Annotated in this window: 14 protein-coding genes; 4 read left to right on the top strand and 10 right to left on the bottom strand. The window is 63.0% G+C overall.

What is annotated here, in order from left to right; genetic code table 11:
* Positions 1 to 33: 33 nt before the first annotated feature.
* Together BLL38_RS09870 and BLL38_RS09865 are read right to left on the bottom strand one after the other, a co-directional pair.
* Entirely contained in the window at positions 34 to 1,452 is a 1,419-nt protein-coding gene (locus tag BLL38_RS09870; protein ID WP_076962396.1) for an amino acid permease, read from the bottom strand.
* Between the two features lie 340 nt (positions 1,453 to 1,792).
* Positions 1,793 to 6,424 carry a hypothetical protein gene (locus tag BLL38_RS09865; protein WP_076962395.1) on the bottom strand — a complete coding sequence of 1,544 codons (4,632 nt, stop codon included), beginning with the start codon at positions 6,422 to 6,424 and terminating at the stop codon, positions 1,793 to 1,795.
* A 193-nt stretch (positions 6,425 to 6,617) separates the two neighbouring features.
* Here BLL38_RS09865 and BLL38_RS09860 point away from each other — a divergent pair, with 193 nt between their 5' ends.
* Positions 6,618 to 9,710: a transglycosylase domain-containing protein gene (locus BLL38_RS09860; protein ID WP_076962394.1), complete on the top strand. Its 3,093-nt coding sequence runs from the start codon at positions 6,618 to 6,620 to the stop codon at positions 9,708 to 9,710.
* A gap of 39 nt (positions 9,711 to 9,749) precedes the next feature.
* Here the strand turns inward: BLL38_RS09860 and BLL38_RS09855 are convergent, their stop codons facing one another.
* From BLL38_RS09855 to BLL38_RS09830, 6 genes are all read right to left on the bottom strand, one after another.
* The gene (locus tag BLL38_RS09855; RefSeq protein ID WP_076962393.1) at positions 9,750 to 10,490 is read right to left on the bottom strand and encodes a pilus assembly protein; all 741 of its coding nucleotides are present in this window, start codon (positions 10,488 to 10,490) and stop codon (positions 9,750 to 9,752) included.
* A gap of 14 nt (positions 10,491 to 10,504) precedes the next feature.
* Complete coding sequence (locus tag BLL38_RS09850; RefSeq protein ID WP_130898210.1) at positions 10,505 to 11,032, bottom strand: CS1 type fimbrial major subunit; 528 nt, start codon at positions 11,030 to 11,032, stop codon at positions 10,505 to 10,507.
* Positions 11,032 to 11,772: a pilus assembly protein gene (locus BLL38_RS09845; RefSeq protein ID WP_076962392.1), complete on the bottom strand. Its 741-nt coding sequence runs from the start codon at positions 11,770 to 11,772 to the stop codon at positions 11,032 to 11,034. The genes BLL38_RS09850 and BLL38_RS09845 overlap by 1 nt, the downstream gene beginning before the upstream one ends.
* Before the next feature lie 15 nt (positions 11,773 to 11,787).
* The gene (locus tag BLL38_RS09840) at positions 11,788 to 13,047 is read right to left on the bottom strand and encodes a hypothetical protein (protein WP_242627608.1); all 1,260 of its coding nucleotides are present in this window, start codon (positions 13,045 to 13,047) and stop codon (positions 11,788 to 11,790) included.
* A 5-nt stretch (positions 13,048 to 13,052) separates the two neighbouring features.
* Entirely contained in the window at positions 13,053 to 15,578 is a 2,526-nt protein-coding gene (locus BLL38_RS09835; protein WP_076962390.1) for a CS1-pili formation C-terminal domain-containing protein, read from the bottom strand.
* A 118-nt stretch (positions 15,579 to 15,696) separates the two neighbouring features.
* Positions 15,697 to 16,188: a CS1 type fimbrial major subunit gene (locus BLL38_RS09830; RefSeq protein ID WP_076962389.1), complete on the bottom strand. Its 492-nt coding sequence runs from the start codon at positions 16,186 to 16,188 to the stop codon at positions 15,697 to 15,699.
* Between the two features lie 482 nt (positions 16,189 to 16,670).
* Between BLL38_RS09830 and BLL38_RS09825 the strand changes: the two genes are divergently transcribed.
* Together BLL38_RS09825 and BLL38_RS09820 are read left to right on the top strand one after the other, a co-directional pair.
* On the top strand, positions 16,671 to 17,243 hold the full coding sequence (locus BLL38_RS09825; RefSeq protein WP_076962388.1) for a PadR family transcriptional regulator: 573 nt from the start codon (positions 16,671 to 16,673) through the stop codon (positions 17,241 to 17,243).
* Positions 17,240 to 18,007 (top strand): siderophore-interacting protein, encoded by a 768-nt coding sequence (locus BLL38_RS09820; RefSeq protein WP_076962387.1) that lies wholly within the window; start codon positions 17,240 to 17,242, stop codon positions 18,005 to 18,007. The genes BLL38_RS09825 and BLL38_RS09820 overlap by 4 nt, the downstream gene beginning before the upstream one ends.
* Positions 18,008 to 18,113: 106 nt before the next feature.
* Here BLL38_RS09820 and BLL38_RS09815 read toward each other — a convergent pair whose 3' ends face one another.
* The gene (locus tag BLL38_RS09815) at positions 18,114 to 18,740 is read right to left on the bottom strand and encodes a Pr6Pr family membrane protein (RefSeq protein ID WP_076962386.1); all 627 of its coding nucleotides are present in this window, start codon (positions 18,738 to 18,740) and stop codon (positions 18,114 to 18,116) included.
* Positions 18,741 to 18,744: 4 nt separating this feature from the next.
* Positions 18,745 to 18,978, bottom strand: coding sequence for a VF530 family protein (locus BLL38_RS09810; RefSeq protein ID WP_057438302.1), 234 nt, complete (start codon positions 18,976 to 18,978; stop codon positions 18,745 to 18,747).
* 175 nt (positions 18,979 to 19,153) lie between these two features.
* Between BLL38_RS09810 and BLL38_RS09805 the strand changes: the two genes are divergently transcribed.
* On the top strand, positions 19,154 to 21,172 hold the full coding sequence (locus BLL38_RS09805) for a TonB-dependent receptor (RefSeq protein ID WP_076962385.1): 2,019 nt from the start codon (positions 19,154 to 19,156) through the stop codon (positions 21,170 to 21,172).
* Positions 21,173 to 21,278 lie beyond the last annotated feature (106 nt).

Raw genomic sequence — 21,278 nt, 5'->3', positions numbered from 1 at the left:
TGTCGCAAAACAGGCAGGCCAGGCGTCAAGAGGTTATGCCGAACGCTGGGAACCCTGGCCGGCCTGGGTCGGTTGCAGCTTGAACACGTAGAACAGCACGGTCAGGAACAGCAGGAACACCGGCCCGACATACAGCGCCACGCGGGTATCCGGGAAGTACGCCATCAGGCCCACCACCAGTACCAGGAATGCCAGGGCCAGGTACGAACTGACCGGGTACAGCCACATGCGGTACTTCAGGGCTTTCTGCTCGGCGGGGCTCAGGCTTTTGCGGAACTTGAGCTGGGCCAGCAGGATCATCACCCAGGTCCAGATCGCGCCGAAGGTGGCGATGGACGTGACCCACACAAAGACTTTGTCCGGCACCAGGTAGTTGAGCAGCACGCCCAACAGCAAGGCGAAGATCGACAACAGCAGCGCATTGCGCGGTACGCCGTTGCTGGAAGTGGTGCCGAAGGTCGCCGGGGCCTGGCCGTTCTGCGCCAGGCTGTAGAGCATGCGCCCGGTGCTGAAGATCCCGCCGTTGCACGACGACAACGCAGCGGTGATCACCACGAAGTTGATGATACCGGCGGCGGTCTTGATGCCCAGGCGCTCGAAGGTCATCACAAACGGGCTGCCCTGGGTGCCGATCTCATTCCACGGGTAGATCGACAGGATCACGAACAACGCACCGACGTAGAACAGCAGGATGCGCCAGAACACCGAGCCAATGGCATTGGGGATGGTCTTCTGTGGGTTCTTCGCTTCACCGGCGGTCAGGCCGATCATTTCCACGCCCAGGTAGGCGAACATCACCATTTGCAGGGACATCAACACCCCCTGCACACCATTGGGCATAAAGCCGCCATGGGTCCACAGGTTGGAAATCCCCAGCGCCACGCCGTCGTTGCCAAAGCCAAAGGCAATGATGCCGACGCCGCCGATGACCATGGCAATGATGGTGACGATCTTGATCAGGGCGAACCAGAACTCGAATTCACCAAAGGCCTTCACGGCGATCAGGTTGATGGTGCCCATGCTGAGCAGGGCGGCCAGGGCCCAGATCCAGCGTGGCGTATCGGGGAACCAGACGCCCATGTACACGGCCACCGCCGTGATTTCCGCCACACAGGTCACCAGCCACAGGAACCAGTAGTTCCAGCCGGTCAGAAAGCCCGCCAACGGGCCGAGGTAGTCCTGGGCGTAGCGGCTGAAGGAGCCGGCCACCGGGTTATGCACAGCCATCTCGCCAAGGGCGCGCATGATCACCAGGATCGCCAGGCCGCCGATGATGTACGACAGCATGATTGCCGGGCCGGCCATTTCGATGGCCTTGGCCGAGCCAAGGAACAGGCCGACACCGATACAGGCGCCGAGCGCCATCAAGCGAATATGCCGTTCGCCGAGTTCGCGTTTGAGCGGGCCGCCTGAAGCGGTCTCGCCGTGGGGCAGGTGGTTGCCAGCAGGCATAGGGGTACAACCTCATTTTGTTATTGGATTGAACCACCGAGTATCAGGCGTACCAGCGGGTGGGCTCGTACGCCTCGGTAACCGGACCTGCCTTATGGGCAGATCCGTCTGACAGGAAAAACCGGCCAGATCAGCGGGTATGCAGTATAAAAAGCCCGCTACAGAGCTTTTCACTCAATAAACGGCAATATTCAGCGAGAACTCTCGGCAAAAGCCGATATGACGGCGGCGCAATATCTGCCCGGATCGCCATTCTCCGCGGAAAACGGCGGCGAGTATTGCACAGCCATGGTGCAGCGTCATGCCCCTACCCTAGTCGCATTTACTCATCGCAAGGGCTCTAGAACGGTACTTCGCCGTCAACCCAGGCCGGTGCGTCGAAGAACAGCTTGCGCGCCATGCGCAAGTTGACTTCGCCACGGTGAATCGCCAGGGTCTGCGTCACGCGCCCGCCCTGCCCGGCCTGGAGGCTGGCAAATGCCTGGGCCTGGGCCTGGGCTTGAGACTGCTTGCCCAGCCGGTGCTGGGCCGGGGTCTTGAGGTGCGCGGCGGTAAAGTGATCGTCCGGCCCGCTCGGCCGTTCATAGTGAAAGTGCCCGTAGCACAACGCCTGGCGGGAGTGCACATCCAGCACCACATAGGCTTGCAGCCAGTCATTGGCGCGACCGGCCAGCGCGACCCGCGCGCCCTGTCGGAAAATCCGCACTTCATCATGCATGACCAGTACTTCCAACCCTCCCTGGGTCGGCGGGCGGGCCCTGATTGCGTTGAGCCGTGCCTGCAAGCCCTGCTCCGACAAACGGCTGGCGGCAGCCCGCAGCTCATCGGCCTCGGTCCTGGCCCGGGCTTTTTGTGTGGCCGCCAGCCGCTGCGGCTCACTGTGCAACAGGCGCTGCTGGATGGCGTCGGCACACCGGCGCAGCTTGTCGGCGCGTTGTTCGAGGATATCTTGCAGCGACTGTGGTTCATTGGCCTTGCCCGCCATCTTCAACACCTCGGCAATCGCCTTGTCCACCTGGGCCCGCAGTGCCTGCCCGTGCTCAAGCAAGCGGTTCAGGTTCGGCGCCGATGCGGTGCGTCGGGCCTGGGTTTTCTGCAGCGGCTCCCAGATGCCGTCGGCAGCCTGGACAAACGAGGCGATCACCTCGTCCCGCGCATCCGTGACCTGGGCCACTTCGACCGGCTGCTCACCAGCCATCACCTGGACCTGAGCCACATACATGTCCCGGTTGCGGGTGCGGATGATCTTTTTCTGCCGGGGCCGCGCCACAGTCGGTGCCGGGGTCGGTGCCGCCGGCGCCAGGGTGGCGGCCAGCTCGTGCTGGACCTGAAGATGCAATTGGGCGAACAGCTGCTGCAGTTTGTCCAGGTAACCGAGGTTGAATTGATCGGGCTCCATCGCCCGCCAGAACTCAATCCGGTCATCGGTCTGGGCATACACCCGGTCGAAGCTCTCCAATAATTCGAGACGCAATGGCGGGCTCTGGGGCGCCAACTCATCCAGTTGCGCCTGGGAACCGCTGGCCCAGCGGGCCCGATCAACCGTGTCGTTCAGGCTGTGCAAGAACTCCTCGTCCATCTGGGGGCCTTCGTTATTGATCGCCACCGCCCACAGTGCCGAGACCTGCAACGACTGCAACTCCAGGACACTGGGCCCCTCCCGCCGCCCCTGGTGCAAGGCCTCGACGGTGTCGCGGCCATATTTTGGAACGCGGCCGAGTTCATCCAGTGAGCCAAGCTCCAGGCTGCGCCAGCGGATGGCTTGCTCATTGCTGTCAGCCAGTTGCTGCAAGCCTTGCAGGATGGTGTGGTGGGCTTGTTGGTTGATCGTGGACTGGGCCTCTTCTTCACTCTCGTGCTCTACCAGGCGCAAGGCCGGCACCAGCCGGGCGTGAATCGCAACGGCCACCCCACGGGCGTGCTGGAGCAACTGCTGCAGGTTGAGGATTACCCCTTCGAGCAGGGTGCACAGCTCGCGCTCATAACCCGCACGGGACTTGATGGCCTGCAAGTCCTTGAGGCACTGAAGCTCAAGCAGCGAAGCCTGCAATTTGTTGTGCAGCTCCTGGCCGTAGCGCTCCTGTGCTGCAGCCCGCTGCTGCTCGGTGATACCCGTCGACTCGCGGGTGCTCAACTGCCGGGCGACCATCATGGCCCGGTTGGCCGCCTCCCGCCGCTGGGCGTAACGAGCATAATCCTGCTCCAGTTGCAGGCGGCGGGCCTCAGGGGCCAGCGGTTCCTGCGGGCTGTCGGGCTGGCCGCCCAGCAAGCGCAAACGCAGGTCCACATCCCAGGTGCCATCCCTGCCAGACTTAAGCAAGGGGCCGCGCACCGAGCCATCGGCGTTCGTCACCTCGACGCCGCTGCCGGTGACCTCGACCCGGTACAGATGGCCCCGGACCAGGGCCTGCCATTGCGGCGGGACCGACGTGGCATCCCGCACCAGGCCTTTCAAGCGCCCCGTGGTCTCAGCCCCAGGCAGGATGCGCGGCCATGGCGCGGCAAAGGCCTTCAGGCTCATGGCTTGCAGCCGTGCCTGCATGGGGCCGGTCATGGTTTCACGGGCATTGCACCAGCGGTAGGGCGAATCCAGCTGTACGCTTTCAGGGCCGCGCACCACCGCCGGCGCGGGCTTGACCAGGCGCGTGCGGGCAAAGGCCGGGTGCTGCCGGTCCAGGGGCGCCGGCCACTCATGGGGCGACGCGCGATAGGCAAGTACCATCACCAGATTCGTCAGCAGGTCCGTGACACCCTGGGCTTGAGCCGCCGGATCATCCTCGGCCAAGGCGAGCATATCCTGCTTGACACTGCCCAGCATCTGCACCAGCCAGCCCACCAGCAAGGCGGGCCCGCGAACAAAGGGCAGCAGCGTGTCAAACAGCAGCCACCCCGCCGTCTTCAGCGTGGCCCAGCGTTGCTCGCGGTTCGACACCGACTGCGCCTGGGCCAGGCTCACCAGGGCCTGGGCCGTGGAGGCAAACAACCGGGGCAGCGGATCGCCATCGGCCACCCGTTTGCTGAGCCGGGCCGGCGCAGGCCGCTCGGGCACACTGAACTCATCCCCCGCCAGAAAGCGTCGTATATGGGGCTCCAAAAACCCACCCTGGGCATACACCGCCTGGCGGTCCGGGGCCATCCAGGCCAGGATGCCGGCCTGCAGCTCGCCCGGCTCGCAAATGGCGTCCAGCAACTGCGCCAGGGACTCGAACTCATGCAGGCCCGGGCTGAACAGGGGGCGGTACAGCAGATGCGGCCCCTGTTCAGTGTCACGGGGGCCGATCACATACATATTGACCACTTCATCCGCCGTGGCCGTGGGCGTGGCCTTGAACGCCAAGGGCCAGATGGCCGCCGTGCGCTCAGCCGCGCCGGGCTGGAGCGCGCCCTTCACCAGTCGGTAACCGGCCTGGGTCAGGCCACCTTCGCCCTTGAGTTGCATTTCCAGCGCCAGTAACGGCAGTTGTGCTCGCAGTTGCCGGGTAAACAACGCTGCGCGCCAGGTACGTTCGGCCGGGTCGTTGATCAGTTTTTGCCGCAGCAGCTCCGGGTAAACCTGGCCGATGTCCACCTCGGTCACGCAGCCGGTGAGCAGTGCCGCAGTCAACCACCCGGGGGCCGTGGCCCCCTTGAGCCGGATCCGGGACGGCGTGTGGGGAAAGCCGCCGAGGTTTTCCAGGGCCAGGTCCGTCAGGCTCAAGTTCTGCGAATGCACATCGCCACTGGTAAAGCCGCCGGGCAACACGGCGGCCGTTACGAGGGTGTAGGTCAGCTCAATGTCATCCGGTGCAATCCCGTGGGCCCGGGAGTCTGTGCCGAGACAGCGCTTGAGCGCCTTGGCGGCAAAGGTGCGCAGTGGCTCGATCCCGTCAAGGAAGGTCTTGCCGGCCGCCTCGGCCTGTGCCTGGACCAGGGCCTGGAGCTCGCCTGCGTAGGCCAGGCTGTCCTGGGGCGAGGCGTGGGCCAGCCACAGCGGCAATTCGTCCTGCATGCGCAGTTGCAGCGGCGTCAGCACGGACTCGAACCAGCGGTTGGGGTCTGTCACATAATCGAGCAGTGCCTGGTACTGATCGGGCGTGCGCGGCACGGTGCGGTCGATGGCCAGCACTTCTGTGCACTGGCGCTCGGCATAACTGGCTGCCAGGGCATCGAACGGGTCGCCCACGGGCTCCTCGGCAAACCACTCCAGCGCCGCGCCAGCCAGGCGCGGGCCCACATAACCGGCCAGCAACGGCGCAACCTCCTCCAGCTGCGCCAACGGGTGGAGCCCCGTGGCCGGGCTGAACAGCAGCAGCGTGCGCAGCTCAGCCCCGAACATCCGGTGGTCAAGCACCAACAGCGGCAGCATCTGCGGCACTTGCGCGCTGCCTTGGCGCCGGACAAACAGGGCCTGCACCTTCAATGCAGTGCCCTGCACGCTCCACTGGCGGTCGGGGCGGCTGGCACGCAGCAAGGCACGGGGAAAGAGCCTGGAAAACTGCTGCTCATCCATGCCCGCAGGCTTCTGGCTGTCATACAGCAGCATCAGCAAATCATCGGACAGGTACGCCCAGCGGGTGGTGTCCACCGGCACCGTCTCGCGCCACCAGTCCTGCAACCGCACCAACCAGGCCTGCAACAGGTCCGGCCCGAGCTGATTGACCAGTTGCTCGATGTCGGCCAGCGCCGGCCCGCCTGGCCCATAGACCTCCCGCTGGCGCAGCAGCACCTGGTGGTGATCCTCGACATAGCGCAGCGGGCGGGCGCAGGCCAGGCGCATCAATACTTCGTCCGCCAGCCGGCTGTAGTGGTATTCGCCAGCCTGCCGGGGGGTGCCGATGGCAACGCGCTCGGCCAACAGATTGAGAGAGGGGTGGCGCTGATCCAGCGCCGCCTGCACTTGGCTGACAGCCACTTGCCGCAGGGTGGGGACGGCCGAAAACAGGCTGACGATCTGCTCGATATGAGCACGCCGCAATGAGGTCGCTTGAGGCATGGAATGGGGCTTCCTGGTGACGGACGCAGGGAAAAGGTCCGATTGGACCTGCACGATAGGCAGCGCCTGCCGGCCACGGTGGTAGTCGGTTATGGGCCGCCCGGGCCGTGGGCAGACAAATTCCTTGCGGGCGCCAATCAGCGGCTAAGCTTCAGGCAAGTCCGATCAATCTGCGTGAATGGATCAATCGACTATGGGCGCTCTCTGGCAAACCGATTCGACCCAGGCTGCGGTGCCAACCGACAGCACGGATGAACCGCCATTGCCCCAAAAGCCCCGCAAGCCGCGCTTTGCCTGGCGCCTGTTGTGGCTGTTGCTGCTGATGGGCGTGCTGGCACTGGCTTATGCCGCCTCCCGGGAAATGCGCACATCCACATGGCAGGCCCGTGAATTCAGCCGGCTTGCGGCCACCTTGACCTATCAGGTGCGGCCCGGCCCCAGCGACGCCATTGTCTACCCGGGCAACGGCCCCTTCGACAAACGCCTGGGCTACAGCGCACTGGGGGAGTTCCTGCCGCGCTTGCTCAAGCGCAATTACCGGGTCGAGCAGCAGGCGCAGTTCTCCACGGCCCTGCTCGACTACACCGGCCATGGCCTGTTCGTGCCCTATCGCGAGAAGATCCAGGCCGGCCTGTCGATCACCGATTGCCGCGCCCAGGCACTGTACCAATACCGTTACCCGCAGCAGTTTTATCCAAGCTTTGCCGCCATCCCGCCCGTGGTGGTCGACAGCCTGCTGTTTATCGAGAACCGCGACCTGCTGGACCCGGCCCAACCCCAGGCCAACCCCGCCGTGGACTGGCCACGTTTTGCCAAGGCAGCCTGGTCGCAACTGGCGCGCTGGCTGCACCTGCCGGGCCAGACAGCGGGCGGCAGTACCCTGGCCACCCAGCTGGAGAAGTATCGTCACTCCCCCGAGGGGCTGACGCTGTCCGGCGGCGAGAAAATCCGCCAGATGATTTCCGCCAGTGTGCGCACCTACCAGGGCGGCCCGCAGACGCTGGCGGCCCGGCAAGACATCGTGCGCGACTACCTCAATAGCGTGCCGCTGTCCGCCGTGCCCGGCCACGGCGAGGTGCACGGCCTGGCCGAGGGCCTGCGCGTGTGGTACGGCGCCGACTTCAACCAGACCAATACCTTGCTCAACGACCACACCGCCAACAACCTCGCGCTCAAAGGCTTGGCCCTGCGTGAGGTGTTGTCCCTGATGATTGCCCAGCGCCGGCCTTCCCACTATCTGTCCAAGGGCCGGGATGAACTGGCGAGCCTGACCGACAGCCATATCCGCCTGCTGGCGCAAAACACGGTAATCGACCCGGCGCTGGCCAAGGCTGCACTGGCCAGCACGGTAAATTACCGCGACTGGCAGCAGCAACCAACGCTGCAGCCAATCGAGACCAACAAGGGCATCAGCGTTGCCCGCAGCCGCCTGGCCGCCCTGCTCGATCGCCCGCTGTACGACCTCGACCGCCTCGACCTGGCCGCCACCAGCACCCTGCAAAGCGACCTGCAAACCCAGGCCACCGCCTACCTCAAGCACCTGGCCGACCCGGCCTTCGCCGGCCAGCTCGGGCTGCTCGGCCCACGCCTGTTGACCCCCGCCAGCACCGCGCAAGTACGCTACAGCTTCACCCTGTACGAGATGACCGCAGACGGCGCCCGGGTCCGGGTGCAGACCGACAACACCGACCAGCCATTCGACCTCAACGAGAGCAGCAAGCTGGAGCTGGGCTCCACCGCCAAGTTGCGGGTGCTGACCACTTACCTGCAAATCATCAGTGAACTGCACGGCCGCTACGCCGGGCAAACCCCCGCCGCCCTGCAAAAAACCCCCATCGACGAGCAGGACCGCCTGTCACGCTGGGCCCTGGATTACCTGGCGCAAAACCGCGACCAGGGCCTGCCCAAAATGCTCGATGCCGCCCTGGACCGGCATTACTCCGCCAGCCCCGGCGAAAGCTTCTTCACCGGCGGCGGCCTGCATCATTTCCATAATTTCCGCAATGAAGACAATGGCCGCAACCCGACCCTGCGCGAAGCCTTGCGCGAGTCGATCAACCTGCCGTTCATTCGCCTGATGCGCGACCTGGTGCGCTACAGCACCTACCAGGGCCCGCACAACAGCGCCGAGTTGCTCAAGGACGACAGCGACCCGCGCCGCCAGGAATACCTGGCCCGGTTCGCCGACCGCGAGGGCACCACGTTTCTCCTGCGTTTCTGGAAAAAATACCGCAACAAGGACACCCAGGCGCGGCTCGACACCTTCCTCGACAGCCTGCACCCCACTGCTATCCGCCTGGCCGCCGTGCACCGCTACCTGCTGCCCCAGGCCAGCCAGCAGAGCTTCAACCGCTTTGTGCGGGCCCACTTAGGTGGCGCCCAGACCCGCGAAAAGCTCAGCGACGAACGCCTCGCCACGCTGTACCAGGCCTATGGCCCCGGGGCCTATGACTTGCCGGACCAGGGCTATATCGCCAAGGTCCACCCCCTGGATTTATGGCTGCTCGGCTACCTGCTCCAGCACCCCGACGCCACCTTCACCCAGGCGGTAGCGGCCAGCCGGCACGAGCGCCAGGAAGTCTACAGCTGGCTGTTCAAAAGCCGGCACAAAAGTGCCCGGGACAGTCGCATCCGCACCATGCTAGAGGTCGAGGCCTTCCTCGATATCCACCAGCGCTGGCAACAGGTCGGCTACCCCTTCGACCATCTGGTGCCGTCTCTCGCCACGGCCATCGGCAGCTCGGGCGACCGCCCGGCCGCACTGGCGGAACTGGTGGGGATTATTCTCAACGACGGCATCCGTCAGCCGACGCTGCGGATCGACAGCCTGCATTTTGCCGCAGGCACACCCTATGAGACACGCCTGGTCAACGACCCCGCTCGCGGCAAGCGGGTGATGCCCAGCGCAGTCGCCCAGGCCCTGCGCGAGGCACTGTCCCAGGTGGTGGATGCCGGGACCGCCAAGCGCGTGGCCGGCAGTTTCAAGCTGGCCGACGGCACGCCACTGGCCATGGGCGGCAAGACCGGCACCGGTGACAACCGCCTCGAAGCCATCGGCGCCGGTGGCCGGGTCCTCAGTTCCAAGGCCATCAGCCGCACCGCGACCTTTGTGTTCTACATCGGCGAACGCCACTTTGGCACCCTGACCGCCTTCGTCCCCGGCAGCTCGGCGCAGAACTTCACCTTTACCTCGGCCCTGCCGGTGCAGGTCCTCAAGGGCATGGCGCCGGTGCTCACGCCCTTCCTGCAACCGGGCAGCCAGACCTTGTGCCGCGTGCAACGATAACGCGGGAAGCTTCGCGAGCACGCTCGCGCCGACATGGGTTTAGCCGTTGATCTCGATCACTTTCTCGCTACTGCCTTCCACCAGGAAGAACCGATAGATGCGCCCAGCCTGTTTATCGAAAGAAAACACCCGGCCCGGGAAGATGTGGTTCTTGGTGATCGGCGCACAGTCGCTGCGATCGCCCACGGCACAATCCTGGAACTCATCCACCACCACCACGGTGTTACCAGCATTGCGCAAGGTGTAGCGCCGGCCGCCGTTTTCGACGCGGGTGTCGAAACGGCTTTCGGTAGGCCGTACGAAGAACACCGTGCCGTAGCCGGACATCACCCGCACGCCCGCCGCCAGGGAGGCTTCATAGGCAGCACGGTCTTCGTCGTTGATGCCGAAGTCATCGTCCTTCTCCGGCGCCACCGGCAGGTAGCGCACGCGGAAGTAGCGTTCACGGTCGCGCTCGCCCATAAACAGGAAGCGCGTGCTCTGCATGGCATTGGCCGGCACGATCAGGCGCGCCGGGCTGGCCATCAGGCCATCGCGCACCACGCCATTGGCCTGGTCCTTGAGCGGCACTTCGTCATAGCTGCCATCGGGCTTGTAGAGCATTTCGGTGATATTGACCTTGACGAAGGCGGTGCTGGTCCCGCCATTGAACACGCGCTTGAGGTAGGTGTTTTTATCGGCGTTCATGTAGTCGTAGAAATCGCCGACATTGATGGCCGGGCCCGCCTGGACATTCAGGGACCACAGGCACAGGCCCAGTGCTGCATACAGGTATTTCATAAGCACCTCGTTGTTTACGGTAGCAACGCGTCGAAGATCAGATGCACGCTGCCAAAATAGTCGCCCGGGACATAGCCGTCCGGGGGCTCTACGGCGGCAATTTCCAACAGCACACGCTTGCCGGCCCGCGCTTCATCGGCGGGCACCACCAGGCTGTCCGCTAGGTCCAGCCATTGGCCGTTGAACGAGACATTCAGCAGGATCTGGCGCCGGCCGTTGGACAAGGTGGGCAGTTGGCCCAGGCGGGCGACAATCCCGCCGGCGCTGTTCTTCACGTCGAAGTGTTCGCGCAGGGGCTTGAGGGTCCTGGTCACCAGGTTCCAGGCCATTTCCTGCTCGCGCTCCAGAAACTGCGAGTTGATCGGCAATACATAAAAGTCGGCGGTCGGGATGGTGACCGACACGTCGAACACCTGCTCTTCACGGATCGCCAGGGCCTGGGCGCTGAGCAAGGCCGCACCGAGCAGCAACAACGTCCCCAGGATGAATTTGGACAACTTGCCCGACCGATAACGGGCAGCATGGGCCTTCTCACGGTTCATCAGCCTTTGACCTCATAGGGTTGTTTCTCGCGGCCCTCGACCAGGGTGAAGCGATAGGTTCGCCCGGCCTGCTTGGAAAAGCTGAAGGCACGCCCCGGCAGGATGTGGTTCTTGGTCACCGGCAGGCAGTCCTGGGCATCGCCGCTGGCGCAGTCCTTGAACTGATCCACCACCACCACGCTGTTACCGTCGTTGCGCAGCCCGTATTCACCGGCGCGCTCCTCTACCCGCGTGGCAAAGCGCGTGTCCTTGGGCCGCACAAAGAACACCGTGCCAAACCCCGCCAATACCGTGACCCCGGCCGACAGGCTGTTTTTGTAGGCTTCGCGCTCCTCACTGGAAACCACAAACTCATCCTCGGCCTCGGGCATCACCGGCACGAAGCGCAGGCGGAAATAGCGCTCCTTTTCCCGCGCGCCGAGATACAGCAAACGCGTGCCCTGCATGCCATTGGCCGGGACGATCATCCGCGCCGGCGTAGCCATCAGGCCATCGCGGGCGGTGTTCTCGGGGTTGCTCTTGAGCTCGACTTCTTCGGAGCTGCCATCGGCGTTGTAGAGGATTTCCATCACCGAGACCTTGATAAAGGCGGTGCTGTCACCGCCATTGAAGACCCGCTTGAGGTAGGTCGTCTTGTCGCCATCCAGATAGTCATAGAACACCCCCACATTGATATTGGGAGCGGCCGGGGCCGACAGCGGCAACCAGCACAGCGCACACAGCGCCAACAGATGTTTCATTGCCATAAACCTCATTTAGAGTTCCGAATCCCAGACCACCGTGACCTGGCCCGAGTAGGTACTGCCGCCCCGCTCCAGCATCTGGTCGGCGTAGTCTTTCTTGACCTCGAAATGCAGGGTGCCGGGCCGGCGGTTGACGTAGAACCCCGATTGAAACAACTCGGTGCCCACACCGCTCAACAGCAATGGCTGGCGACTCACTGCCCCTCCGTCGTCACGACTCAGGCCATGGGGCAGGCTGACGCTGACATCCACCGGCACTTCGTGACCGTCGGTGGTGTTTCTCAAGGCACAGGTGTCGCCGATGACCCGCTCGCAGGCCATCTGCATCTTGAAACGTGACGACGCGGAGATATTGAAGGTCTGGTCACGGAACAACCGCGCCGGCTTGCGGCCCCGGTTCAACCAGGCTTGCCAGCCGCCCTGGGGCACCAGTTCGACACGATTGCCGCCGGGGGGCACTTCCACCTGCAACTGGTGTTGCACCTCCAGGTTAAAGTTGAACGTGAGTTGGTTGTCGGTGGGGATGAGCACATCGCCAAAATCGTAATCCCCACCGGGCCCTATGGTGTATGTCAGGCTCCCGGTGTACTCGCCACTGGACATGCCCAATGGGTTGGGCGTCCTGAGTTCGTAGGCGTATTCCATGGTCCTCAAGCGCATGGTGGCAAGGTCCCGGGACGGCTTGCGGCTGCATGCACCCGCCCCTTCGGGGGCCAGCCAAAAATACGACGCAAATGACGTACCGGCGGCAAGGTGCCGGGTGGTTTGGCAAGGACCCGGTGCATTACGCCATTGGTTATCCCAACTGACACCCGGTTGTGCCCAGGCAGACACGCCAGGCGGGCGGGGAACAAACCATAGGTTGCCGACGCCAGCGATACGCATTTTTACCGTCTCGACCTCTCCCGTCCGGCTATGGGTAACCTGTACATCACGCCAGTCCGTGGGCAACTTGACCATAAAGCCCTGCCGCTCATTTTCATGGTTAGCCATAATCGGTGCGTTGGAATGCGCGGCGAAGTCTTCCACCCGGAGGCTGAAAATATTCAGCGCCTTGCATTGACTGGGAATGTGGGCTGCACAGATCGAGCTGATGGGGGTGGTATTGCGAAACTTGTTCTCAAACGGATTGGCCGGGTCCGGTGTAAACACCGCCGAAATGTCCTGGGTCAGAGCCGCTGCCGCTGAGCTGAACGCCAGGGCCGCGCCCACGACGCCCAGCCGGCTGATCAACGTATAGAGAGGTCGCATAGTGATCGCAAATCTCGTCATGGCACTCAACCTGCGGTCTGAGTGGTGAAGGTGGAATCGGCCAGGGTGTCCGGCGTACAACGCAGGTCGCCGATCATCAGCACATCGTTTTCATTGCGCGCCTGGGTGGTATCGAGGCGGAACTGGCACAGCAACTGGTTGTTGCGCCGCACTTCCAGGGTCGGCGAGCTGGCGTTCATTTCCAGGGAGAAGAACCCATCGACCTCGCTCACCCCACGGCTGGCGTGGTTGATGATGTGATGGCCCTTGAGCGGTTTGCCCTGGGGGTCCACCAGGCGACCGAGCACGGTGACGCTGCGCATCACGCTGATCTTGCGGTAATCCACACCGCCCTTGTTCAGGTGGTAGGCAGTACGCGGGGGCTGGATATTCGCCGCCGGGGCGTGGTTGCCGTCAAAGTCGAAGCTCACCGAACTGCCCTTGTAGGCGGTGATCGGGATAAAGTTGCGCCCGGCCCGCAGCAGGGTGCTGCCGCCGCTCAAGTCATCGGCGCGCAGGACGATGTCCTCCACATCGCTTTCAACATCGACAATCATCCCCGAGCCGCTGCCGGCGTACTGGCTGGTCAGCACCATCCGTTGCCCGCCGAGGGCGAAGGTGCTGTCCAGGTTCAGGCCACCGGTCAGGTCGTTGTTGAACGAGGAGCGCTGCACAAAGCCGTCACCATTGACCGCATCGGTCTGGAAGCTGGCCATGCCGGACAGGCCCACGCCGTAGGTGTCGGCCAGCACCGTGCCGGAGACGCTTTGCAGCACATGGTCTTGCAGGTCGCGGCGGTAGGTCAGCGAGCCGTTGTTGTCACGCGTGCCTTCGCGGGAGGTGCGGGTGCCGATGCTGGCGGACCACTGCTCGCCGGGGCTGCCGAGGGCCAGGCTGACACTCAGGTCGACCCCGCGGTTGCGCTTGTCGCCGGTGCTGGAGCTGGCCGGACGGTCGAACAGCGACAAGCGCCAGTTGGCATCGCTGCCGAACAGGTGGGTGCGTTCGGTCCAGCCCAGGTCCAGGCCAGTGCCTTGGGTATTGCCTTCGCTGTAGGACAGCCGCGCGCTGATGGAGCGCAGGTTGCTCAAGCGGTGGTTGACGGACAGCGCTGAGAGGCTGGTCTGGCCGACAAACACATCGCGCTGGCGAATGCGGATGCCGTCGGGCAGGACTTCGTAGGTGTTGCGGTTGTCCAGCCAGCTGCGGGTGTGGTTCAGCACCACGCTGCCCAGGCCGTAATTGTAGAGGCTGTTGAAGTCGACGCCGGTGCCGTAGTTATCGGTCTGGTAGACGTTGGCATAGAGGCTGGCATTGTTGGCCAGGGTCCAGTCGATGGACGTGCCGTACTGCATGTTGTCCTTGACCTGGCGCCCGGACAGCCCCAGCACCACCCGTGGGTGCGCCAGGTAGTTGATGGACGCGCCGGCGGTCAGGTCGCCACTGGGCTGTTCATCCCAGTTGCTCAGCAGCTTGCTTTCCTGCCCGGCAAACACGTTGTAGCGCCAACGGTTGTCGAGGTTGCGCCAGTTGTTGGGCTTGTACACCAATTCCTGGGTGGTGCTGGTGGTCTGGCCATCTTCCACCAGGCGCACTTCCACCTCATAAATGCCGCCCGGCAGGGGCCGCGTGTCCAGGCTTTGCAGGCCAGTGGCGACCGCCTGGGTGTTGATCAGCAGGCCATTGCGGTAGATCTCCACCGAACCCTGGCGGTTGGCGGTGACATAAATGGGGTAGATGCTCGGCTTGGGGTTGGCGATCATCAGGCTGTCGGAACTGCCGTACATCACGCCCACGGCGGTGTCCGGGCTGGCGCCGAAGGTGCGCAACTGGCGGGTCAGGCCTTCGGCATTGGGGGTGAAGTAGCCCAGGCGCAGGAACTCGCCGTGCATTTCACGCTGGCCATACAGGGAGTACACCGCATGGTTGAGGGCATCGTCGTCCGGCCCGCCCAGGCGCGAGAACTGCATGTTCAACACCTGGCTCCAGTTGCCCAGGCTGGCGTTGGCATCCAGCCCCAGGCGCCCGCCCAGGTCCTGGCCCTGGCCGCCGCTGATATTGAGTTGGTTACGCACGATCAGGCCGGTGCTGCCGCCGGTGGGCAGGGAGTAATACTGCGGCTCGAACCCTTCGCGCTCGGCGTTCTCGGTCAACAGGGTGACCAGGGACTTTTCCAGGTTGTAGTGGACCGCCAGCAGTTGCTCCGGGCAGTTGCCTTGGCAAGCGCCCAACGGCACGCCCTGCTTGAGGTAGTCACCCCAGCGGTCACGTTCGATATCCTTGATCACACTGCCTTCGTGATCGGTAAAATCCAGCAAAGTCAGGCGGTCGTCACGGGTCAGGACAATCATCGCCTCAGAGACGAACTCCTGGTCCAGTTCAACCCGCACCGCCAGCGGCACATCAAAAAAATGTTCTTCAAAATCCGCCGGTAAACCCTTGGCCTGGGACAGCAAACTTCTGGGGGTTGTGCCAGTTGCCGCGTCAGCTGCAAACGCTCCCGTACAAAACAACAAGGCAAGCGCTGCCGCGATGAAAATCATCGGGAACATGAACGGATACTCTGAATACGCACAGGAAATACTTGAATACCGATCAACCGACAGCGGCTGCCTGTCGATCGGTAGGTGCTAAGCAATAAGCCGATGCTTATTGGTCAACAGGTCACCTTTATGGGGTTACGCGCGGCTCATGGTCGAACACCACGGTGTAGTTGGTGGTGAACAGGCCCGCATCGGTGTCGGCCGGCTTGGCTGCCACCACCACCATGTCGGCCTGGGTGCCTGGGGTGGAACTGGCGTCATCCACGACTTCCAGCGGCGAACCGGTCAGGGTCACGCCGTTGAAGGTGGTGGTCAGGGGAATGGAAGAAGTGCCGTTGGTCAGGGAAGCCGGACCGCCTTCGATGTAGGCCTTGATCGAACCGTCGGTATTTTTCACCGCGTAGGTCGCACGGATGGGGCTCAACAGACCGGTAACGGTGTTGTAGGCCATGGTTTCATCCTTACCGAACTCTGGATCCAACGGCTGGGCATGGAACTGTTTGGTAGGAATCGTCGCCTTGATGTTGATGACGCTGGTGGCTTCACCAGCTGCAAACACGCTGGAAGAACCGATGGCCAACATCACCAGAGGCAGGACGAAAGCAGTCTTTTTCAGCATCATTAAATACCTGTTGTCACTAATTAAGTTAAAGGTTCGAGTTGATCGAAACTTCATTCCACGCCAAAGATCCAACTATCACTTTATGAGTTGAGTCTTAAGACGCGAGTAAATGATCAACCGAATTTAACTTCAGGTAAGCCAGCCAATTCCTTGTAACTCGTAGCTTCAAGTCCTTATGTTGCATGGAAAAAAACCTGGAACCCGAAAAAACCAATTACTGGCTGTAATACCTGGAGGACAACTATCACCAACTTAACCCACACCCAAAGAACAATGTTCCGTAAGAAAAGTAGCACACGGCCACCCACCACTAAGCATCGCTGCAATTAGAGCAAAGACTCCATGAGTTCATTTAAACCGACAATCTATTAATTGCCAGTGGATAAGCGCAGCGGCACCCTACCGTTCGTCGGCAAGCGTTGCTCCGCCATTAAGATATATCTTACGTTATGTCTTAGAAACCCACAGAGAGCATCCCAATGAGAGACCCTCATTCCCACCGTGAACCCGGTGACGGCCGCGACGGCTTCGAGAAACGCCCAGGCCGCGAGCGCGGTGGCCGAGGCCCGCGGGTCTTCGCCCCGGGCGACCTGAAAATCCTCCTGCCGGCGCTGATCGCCCAGCAGCCGTGCCATGGCTACGACCTGATCCGCCAGATCGAGGCCTTGTTCGACGGCGCCTACAGCCCCAGCCCCGGGGTGATCTACCCCACCCTGACCTTTCTGGAAGAGAGCGAATTGATCAGCGGCGACGCCGAGGGCGGGAAAAAACGCTACACAATCACCGACGCCGGACGTCTCTTCTTGAGCGAACAGAGCATTGCCCTGGACGGTGTGCGCATGCGCATCGACGTGAGCAAGCGTTCGCTGCGCGGCCATGACCGGCCACCGGAGATCCACGAGGCGGTGCATAACCTGCGCCATGCCTTGCAGCTGCATCACGGCCGCTGGAGCCCGGAAGAAATCACGCGTGTCGCGGGGCTGCTCAACAGCACCGCCCAAGCCATTGTGGATGGCCCGCCCGTCCAACCTGTACAGGGGAAAAGTGCATGAACAAGCCCGCCATCCACCGCGTTACCCACGAGATCAAACGCCGCTGCCTGGAGGTACTGCGGGTGGTCGATATCACCCCGCGCATGCGCCGCATCACCCTGGGTGGCGAGCAACTGGCCGGGTTTATCAGCCTGGGCAGCGATGACCATATCAAGCTGCTGTTCCCGCAGAACGCCGCCGAACTGGCCGCGCTGCAAAGCCCGACCTTCGCCATCAAGGGCGAGGGGCCCCAGCCGGCAATGCGCGACTACACGCCACGGCGCTTCGACCTGGCCATTGGCGAGTTGGATATCGACTTTGTGCTGCATGGCGATGGCCCGGCATCGACCTGGGCCGAGCAGGCAGCCGTCGGCCAACACCTGTACATCGGCGGGCCCCGGGGCTCGATGATCGTGCCGGATATCTTCGACAGCTACCTGCTGGTGGGCGACGAAACCGCGATCCCGGCCATTGCCCGGCGCCTGGAAGAACTGCCGGCCGGGCGCACGGTGCTGGCGGTGATTGAAATTGCCGATGTGCATGAAAAGCAGGCACTTGGCAGTGCGGCGGATGTCGAGGTGATCTGGGTGGTGCGCGGGGTCGATGACCTGCTGAGCACCGTGGAGAACCTGCAGCTACCGGGTGGATCGCTGTATGCCTGGGTCGCCACCGAGACCAGGCTGTCGCGCCAGGTGCGGCGGGTGCTGCTGGATAAGCACCGGCTTGACGATGAGTTCGTCAAGGCGGTGGGCTACTGGCGGGCCGAGGGCAGTAGCGAAGAATAGGACTTACTCGGTCAAAATGTGGGAGCGGGCTTGCCCGCGATTGCGCTGTATCAGTCGGCACATTTGCTACTGATCCACTGCAATCGCGGGCAAGCCCGCTCCCACATTAGTCCTTCGTTGCCTTGGGGAGCTTGTCCAGCCCCACTATCGCCAGCGCCACCAGCACAAACCCGAGCAATATCCCCCCGGCATTCATAAACACCTGTGGATAACCCAAGGTGCCGACATCAATAAACGGGTACTGATACTGCCCCAGCACATGCCCGCGCAGCAGCACATAAATGAAATACACCAACGGGTAAATCACCCAATACCCAATGTGCCGCAGGCGCAGCGTGCCCTTGGGGACGCACCACCACCAATAGCCGAGGAACAGCAGCGGCATCACATCGTGGAGTAATTCGTCGGCGATAAACTGCCAGCCCTCGGGGCTCCACAAATGCCGCAGCAGCAGGCTATAGGCCAGCCCTACGACCACGATGCTCACGGCGATCCCGCTGCTGACCGCAGGCTGTAGGAAAAAGCGGCGCCCAGCCGAAGGGCGATTCACCAGTGCATAACTCAGCACCGCCGCCGCCAGGGTGTTAGTCAGCACCGTGAAAAAGCTGAAAAAATTCACCAACCCACCCAACAGGCTGGCATCGGCCAGCCAGCGTGACGAAAGGATCAGGTATTGCTGGATCGCCAGGCCTGCCCAACCGGCCAGTGCCGCTGCCGCGACAAAGCGCTTCATGGGATCAGTCCAGCGGGCGTTTGGTGCGCATCAGCTTGACGTACAGGCCTTCGACCTTCTCCCGCGCCCACGGGGTCTTGCGCAGGAACGTGAGGCTGGACTTGATGCTCGGGTCGTTCTTGAAGCAGCGGATATCGATGCGCTCGGCCAGGCCTTCCCATTCGTAGTGCGCCACCAGTGCAGTGAGCACCTGTTCCAGGGTAACGCCGTGCAGGGGGTTGTTGTTCGATGCGGTCATGCCGGGCCTTTGCCAAGTAAATAAAGAAGAAGCCGCGCACCTTAGCCGAGAGGCCTGGCAGGCGGAAGCACCGTGTTCACTATAGCCGCTGAAAAGTTCCGCTTCCTGGAGCAAAAAGAGATGTTATATTGTAACTATAAATATCCACCCTCTCTGCTTTGCCAAGGAACCCCCGATGTCCCTCTCCCCTCTCTGGCGCCTGAGCCCGCTGGCCGCCGCCCTGCTGATCGGCACCCAGGCCCACGCCCTGGAACTGCAACCCCAAGTCATCACCGGCAACCCGCTGGGCAGCCAACAACTGGCCTCGCCAAGCACCGTGCTGGAAGGCGATGACCTGACCCTGCAACAAAAAGGCAGCCTGGGCGAAACCCTGAATAAGCAGCCTGGGGTGTCGTCGTCGTACTTCGGCCCTGGCGCCAGCCGCCCGATCATCCGCGGCCAGGATGGCGACCGCATTCGCATCCTGCGCAATGGCGTCGGCGCGCTGGATGCCTCGTCGCTGTCCTATGACCATGCGGTGCCGCTGGACCCGGTCAACGTCGAGCGCATCGAAATCGTCCGGGGCCCGGCCGCCCTGCTCTACGGCGGCAGCGCCATCGGCGGGGTGGTCAATACCTTCGACAACCGCATCCCCACCGAAGCCATCGAAGGCATCCACGGCGCGGGCGAGTTGCGCTACGGCGGCGCCGACACCACCCGCAGCAGCGCCGGCAAACTGGAAGCCGGCAACGGCAGCTTCGCCCTGCACCTGGATGCCAGCGCACGGCAATTCAACGACCTGAAAATCCCAGGTTACGCCCGCAGCCGCCACGCTGCGGAAAGCGAAAACGGCCCCGGCAAAAACGGCCGCCTGGGCAACAGCGACGGGCGCCAGGACAGCGGTGCCGTGGGCGGTTCCTACACGTGGGACGACGGTTACGCCGGGTTGTCCTACAGCAATTCCGACAGCAACTACGGCTCGCCCGCCGAACAGGACGTGCGCATCCGCATGCAACAGGAGCACTACGCCTTCGCCTCCGAGATCCGCAACCTGCAAGGCCCGTTTACCTCGGTCAAACTCGACGCCGGCTACACCGATTACGAACACCGGGAAATCGAAGGCGGCGAAACCGGCACCACCTTCAAGAACAAGGGCTATGAGGCGCGTATCGAAGCGCGGCACCAGGCGATGGGGCCTTTTGATGGCATCGTCGGTGCCCAGGTCAGCCGTAGCGAATTTTCCGCCTTGGGCGAGGAAGCCTTTGTACCGCAGACCGATACCAATGCCGGCGCGCTGTTTATCCTCGAAGAAATGCAGGCCACCGAGCGCCTGAAGCTGAGCCTGGGCGGGCGCCTGGAACACACCACCGTCGACCCGGATGGCAAAGGCAACGCGCGGTTTGCCAAGGCCAACCGCTCCAGTAGCTTCACCGCTGGCAGCCTGTCGTCGGGCGCGGTCTACACCCTGACCCCCATCTGGTCGCTGGCCGCGACCCTGGGCTACACCGAACGCGCCCCGACCTTCTACGAGCTGTATGCCAACGGCGCCCACGTCGCCACCGGTACTTATGAAGTGGGCGATGCCAAGCTGTCCAAGGAAAAAGCCGTGGCCAGCGACCTGGCGCTGCGTTTTGACAATGGTACGCACAAGGGCAGTGTTGGCGTGTTCTACAGCCACTTCTCCAACTACATCGGCCTGCTGAACAGCGGTCGCACCTTGAATGACGAAGGCGAAGAAGACGCCAGCGGCATCCCGGAATACACCTACTCAGGTGTGCGCGCACGTTTCGTCGGCTTTGAAGCTCAGGATCACTGGAAACTGGGTGAAAGTGCCTACGGCAAATTTGCCCTGGAACTGTCGGGCGACTACACCCGCGCCACCAACCTGGACACCGGCGAAGCCCTGCCCCGTATTGCCCCGCTGCGCCTGAACAGTGGCTTGCTGTGGGAACTGGACCGCTGGCAGGCGCGGATCGACGTCCAGCATGCTGCTGGCCAAGGCCGCGTCCCGGCCAATGAAAGCGGCACCGATGGCTACACCACCTTGGGCGCCAGTGCCGGCTATCGCTTCAACCTGGGTGGTAGCCAGTGGCTGGCGTTTGTTGATGGCGAGAACCTGACCAACCAGACCGTACGCTATGCCAGCTCAATCCTGCGCGATATCGCGCCGGCGCCGGGGCGCAGTGTGCAGGTGGGCTTGCGCACGACCTTCTAACAGACACTGATATTCACCTGTGGGAGCTGGCTTGCCTGCGATAGCGGTGGGTCAGTCACTGAAAATAGTGGCTGACCCACCGCTATCGCAGGCAAGCCAGCTCCCA

Origin of the sequence: Pseudomonas gessardii (genome assembly GCF_001983165.1) — a bacterium.
Classification (GTDB): Bacteria; Pseudomonadota; Gammaproteobacteria; order Pseudomonadales; family Pseudomonadaceae; genus Aquipseudomonas; species Aquipseudomonas gessardii.
The sequence above is the reverse complement of the archived record's forward strand: the minus strand, read 5'-3'. Positions and strand labels throughout refer to the sequence as shown.

Coding starts and splice junctions, on each gene's coding strand:
- BLL38_RS09865 (WP_076962395.1), bottom strand. CDS start 6,424: ATGCCTCAAGCGACCTCATTGCGGCGTGCTCATATCGAGCAGATCGTC.
- BLL38_RS09805 (WP_076962385.1), top strand. CDS start 19,154: ATGTCCCTCTCCCCTCTCTGGCGCCTGAGCCCGCTGGCCGCCGCCCTG.
- BLL38_RS09860 (WP_076962394.1), top strand. CDS start 6,618: ATGGGCGCTCTCTGGCAAACCGATTCGACCCAGGCTGCGGTGCCAACC.
- BLL38_RS09855 (WP_076962393.1), bottom strand. CDS start 10,490: ATGAAATACCTGTATGCAGCACTGGGCCTGTGCCTGTGGTCCCTGAAT.
- BLL38_RS09820 (WP_076962387.1), top strand. CDS start 17,240: ATGAACAAGCCCGCCATCCACCGCGTTACCCACGAGATCAAACGCCGC.
- BLL38_RS09850 (WP_130898210.1), bottom strand. CDS start 11,032: ATGAACCGTGAGAAGGCCCATGCTGCCCGTTATCGGTCGGGCAAGTTG.
- BLL38_RS09845 (WP_076962392.1), bottom strand. CDS start 11,772: ATGAAACATCTGTTGGCGCTGTGTGCGCTGTGCTGGTTGCCGCTGTCG.
- BLL38_RS09870 (WP_076962396.1), bottom strand. CDS start 1,452: ATGCCTGCTGGCAACCACCTGCCCCACGGCGAGACCGCTTCAGGCGGC.
- BLL38_RS09810 (WP_057438302.1), bottom strand. CDS start 18,978: ATGACCGCATCGAACAACAACCCCCTGCACGGCGTTACCCTGGAACAG.
- BLL38_RS09815 (WP_076962386.1), bottom strand. CDS start 18,740: ATGAAGCGCTTTGTCGCGGCAGCGGCACTGGCCGGTTGGGCAGGCCTG.
- BLL38_RS09840 (WP_242627608.1), bottom strand. CDS start 13,047: ATGACGAGATTTGCGATCACTATGCGACCTCTCTATACGTTGATCAGC.
- BLL38_RS09825 (WP_076962388.1), top strand. CDS start 16,671: ATGAGAGACCCTCATTCCCACCGTGAACCCGGTGACGGCCGCGACGGC.
- BLL38_RS09835 (WP_076962390.1), bottom strand. CDS start 15,578: ATGTTCCCGATGATTTTCATCGCGGCAGCGCTTGCCTTGTTGTTTTGT.
- BLL38_RS09830 (WP_076962389.1), bottom strand. CDS start 16,188: ATGCTGAAAAAGACTGCTTTCGTCCTGCCTCTGGTGATGTTGGCCATC.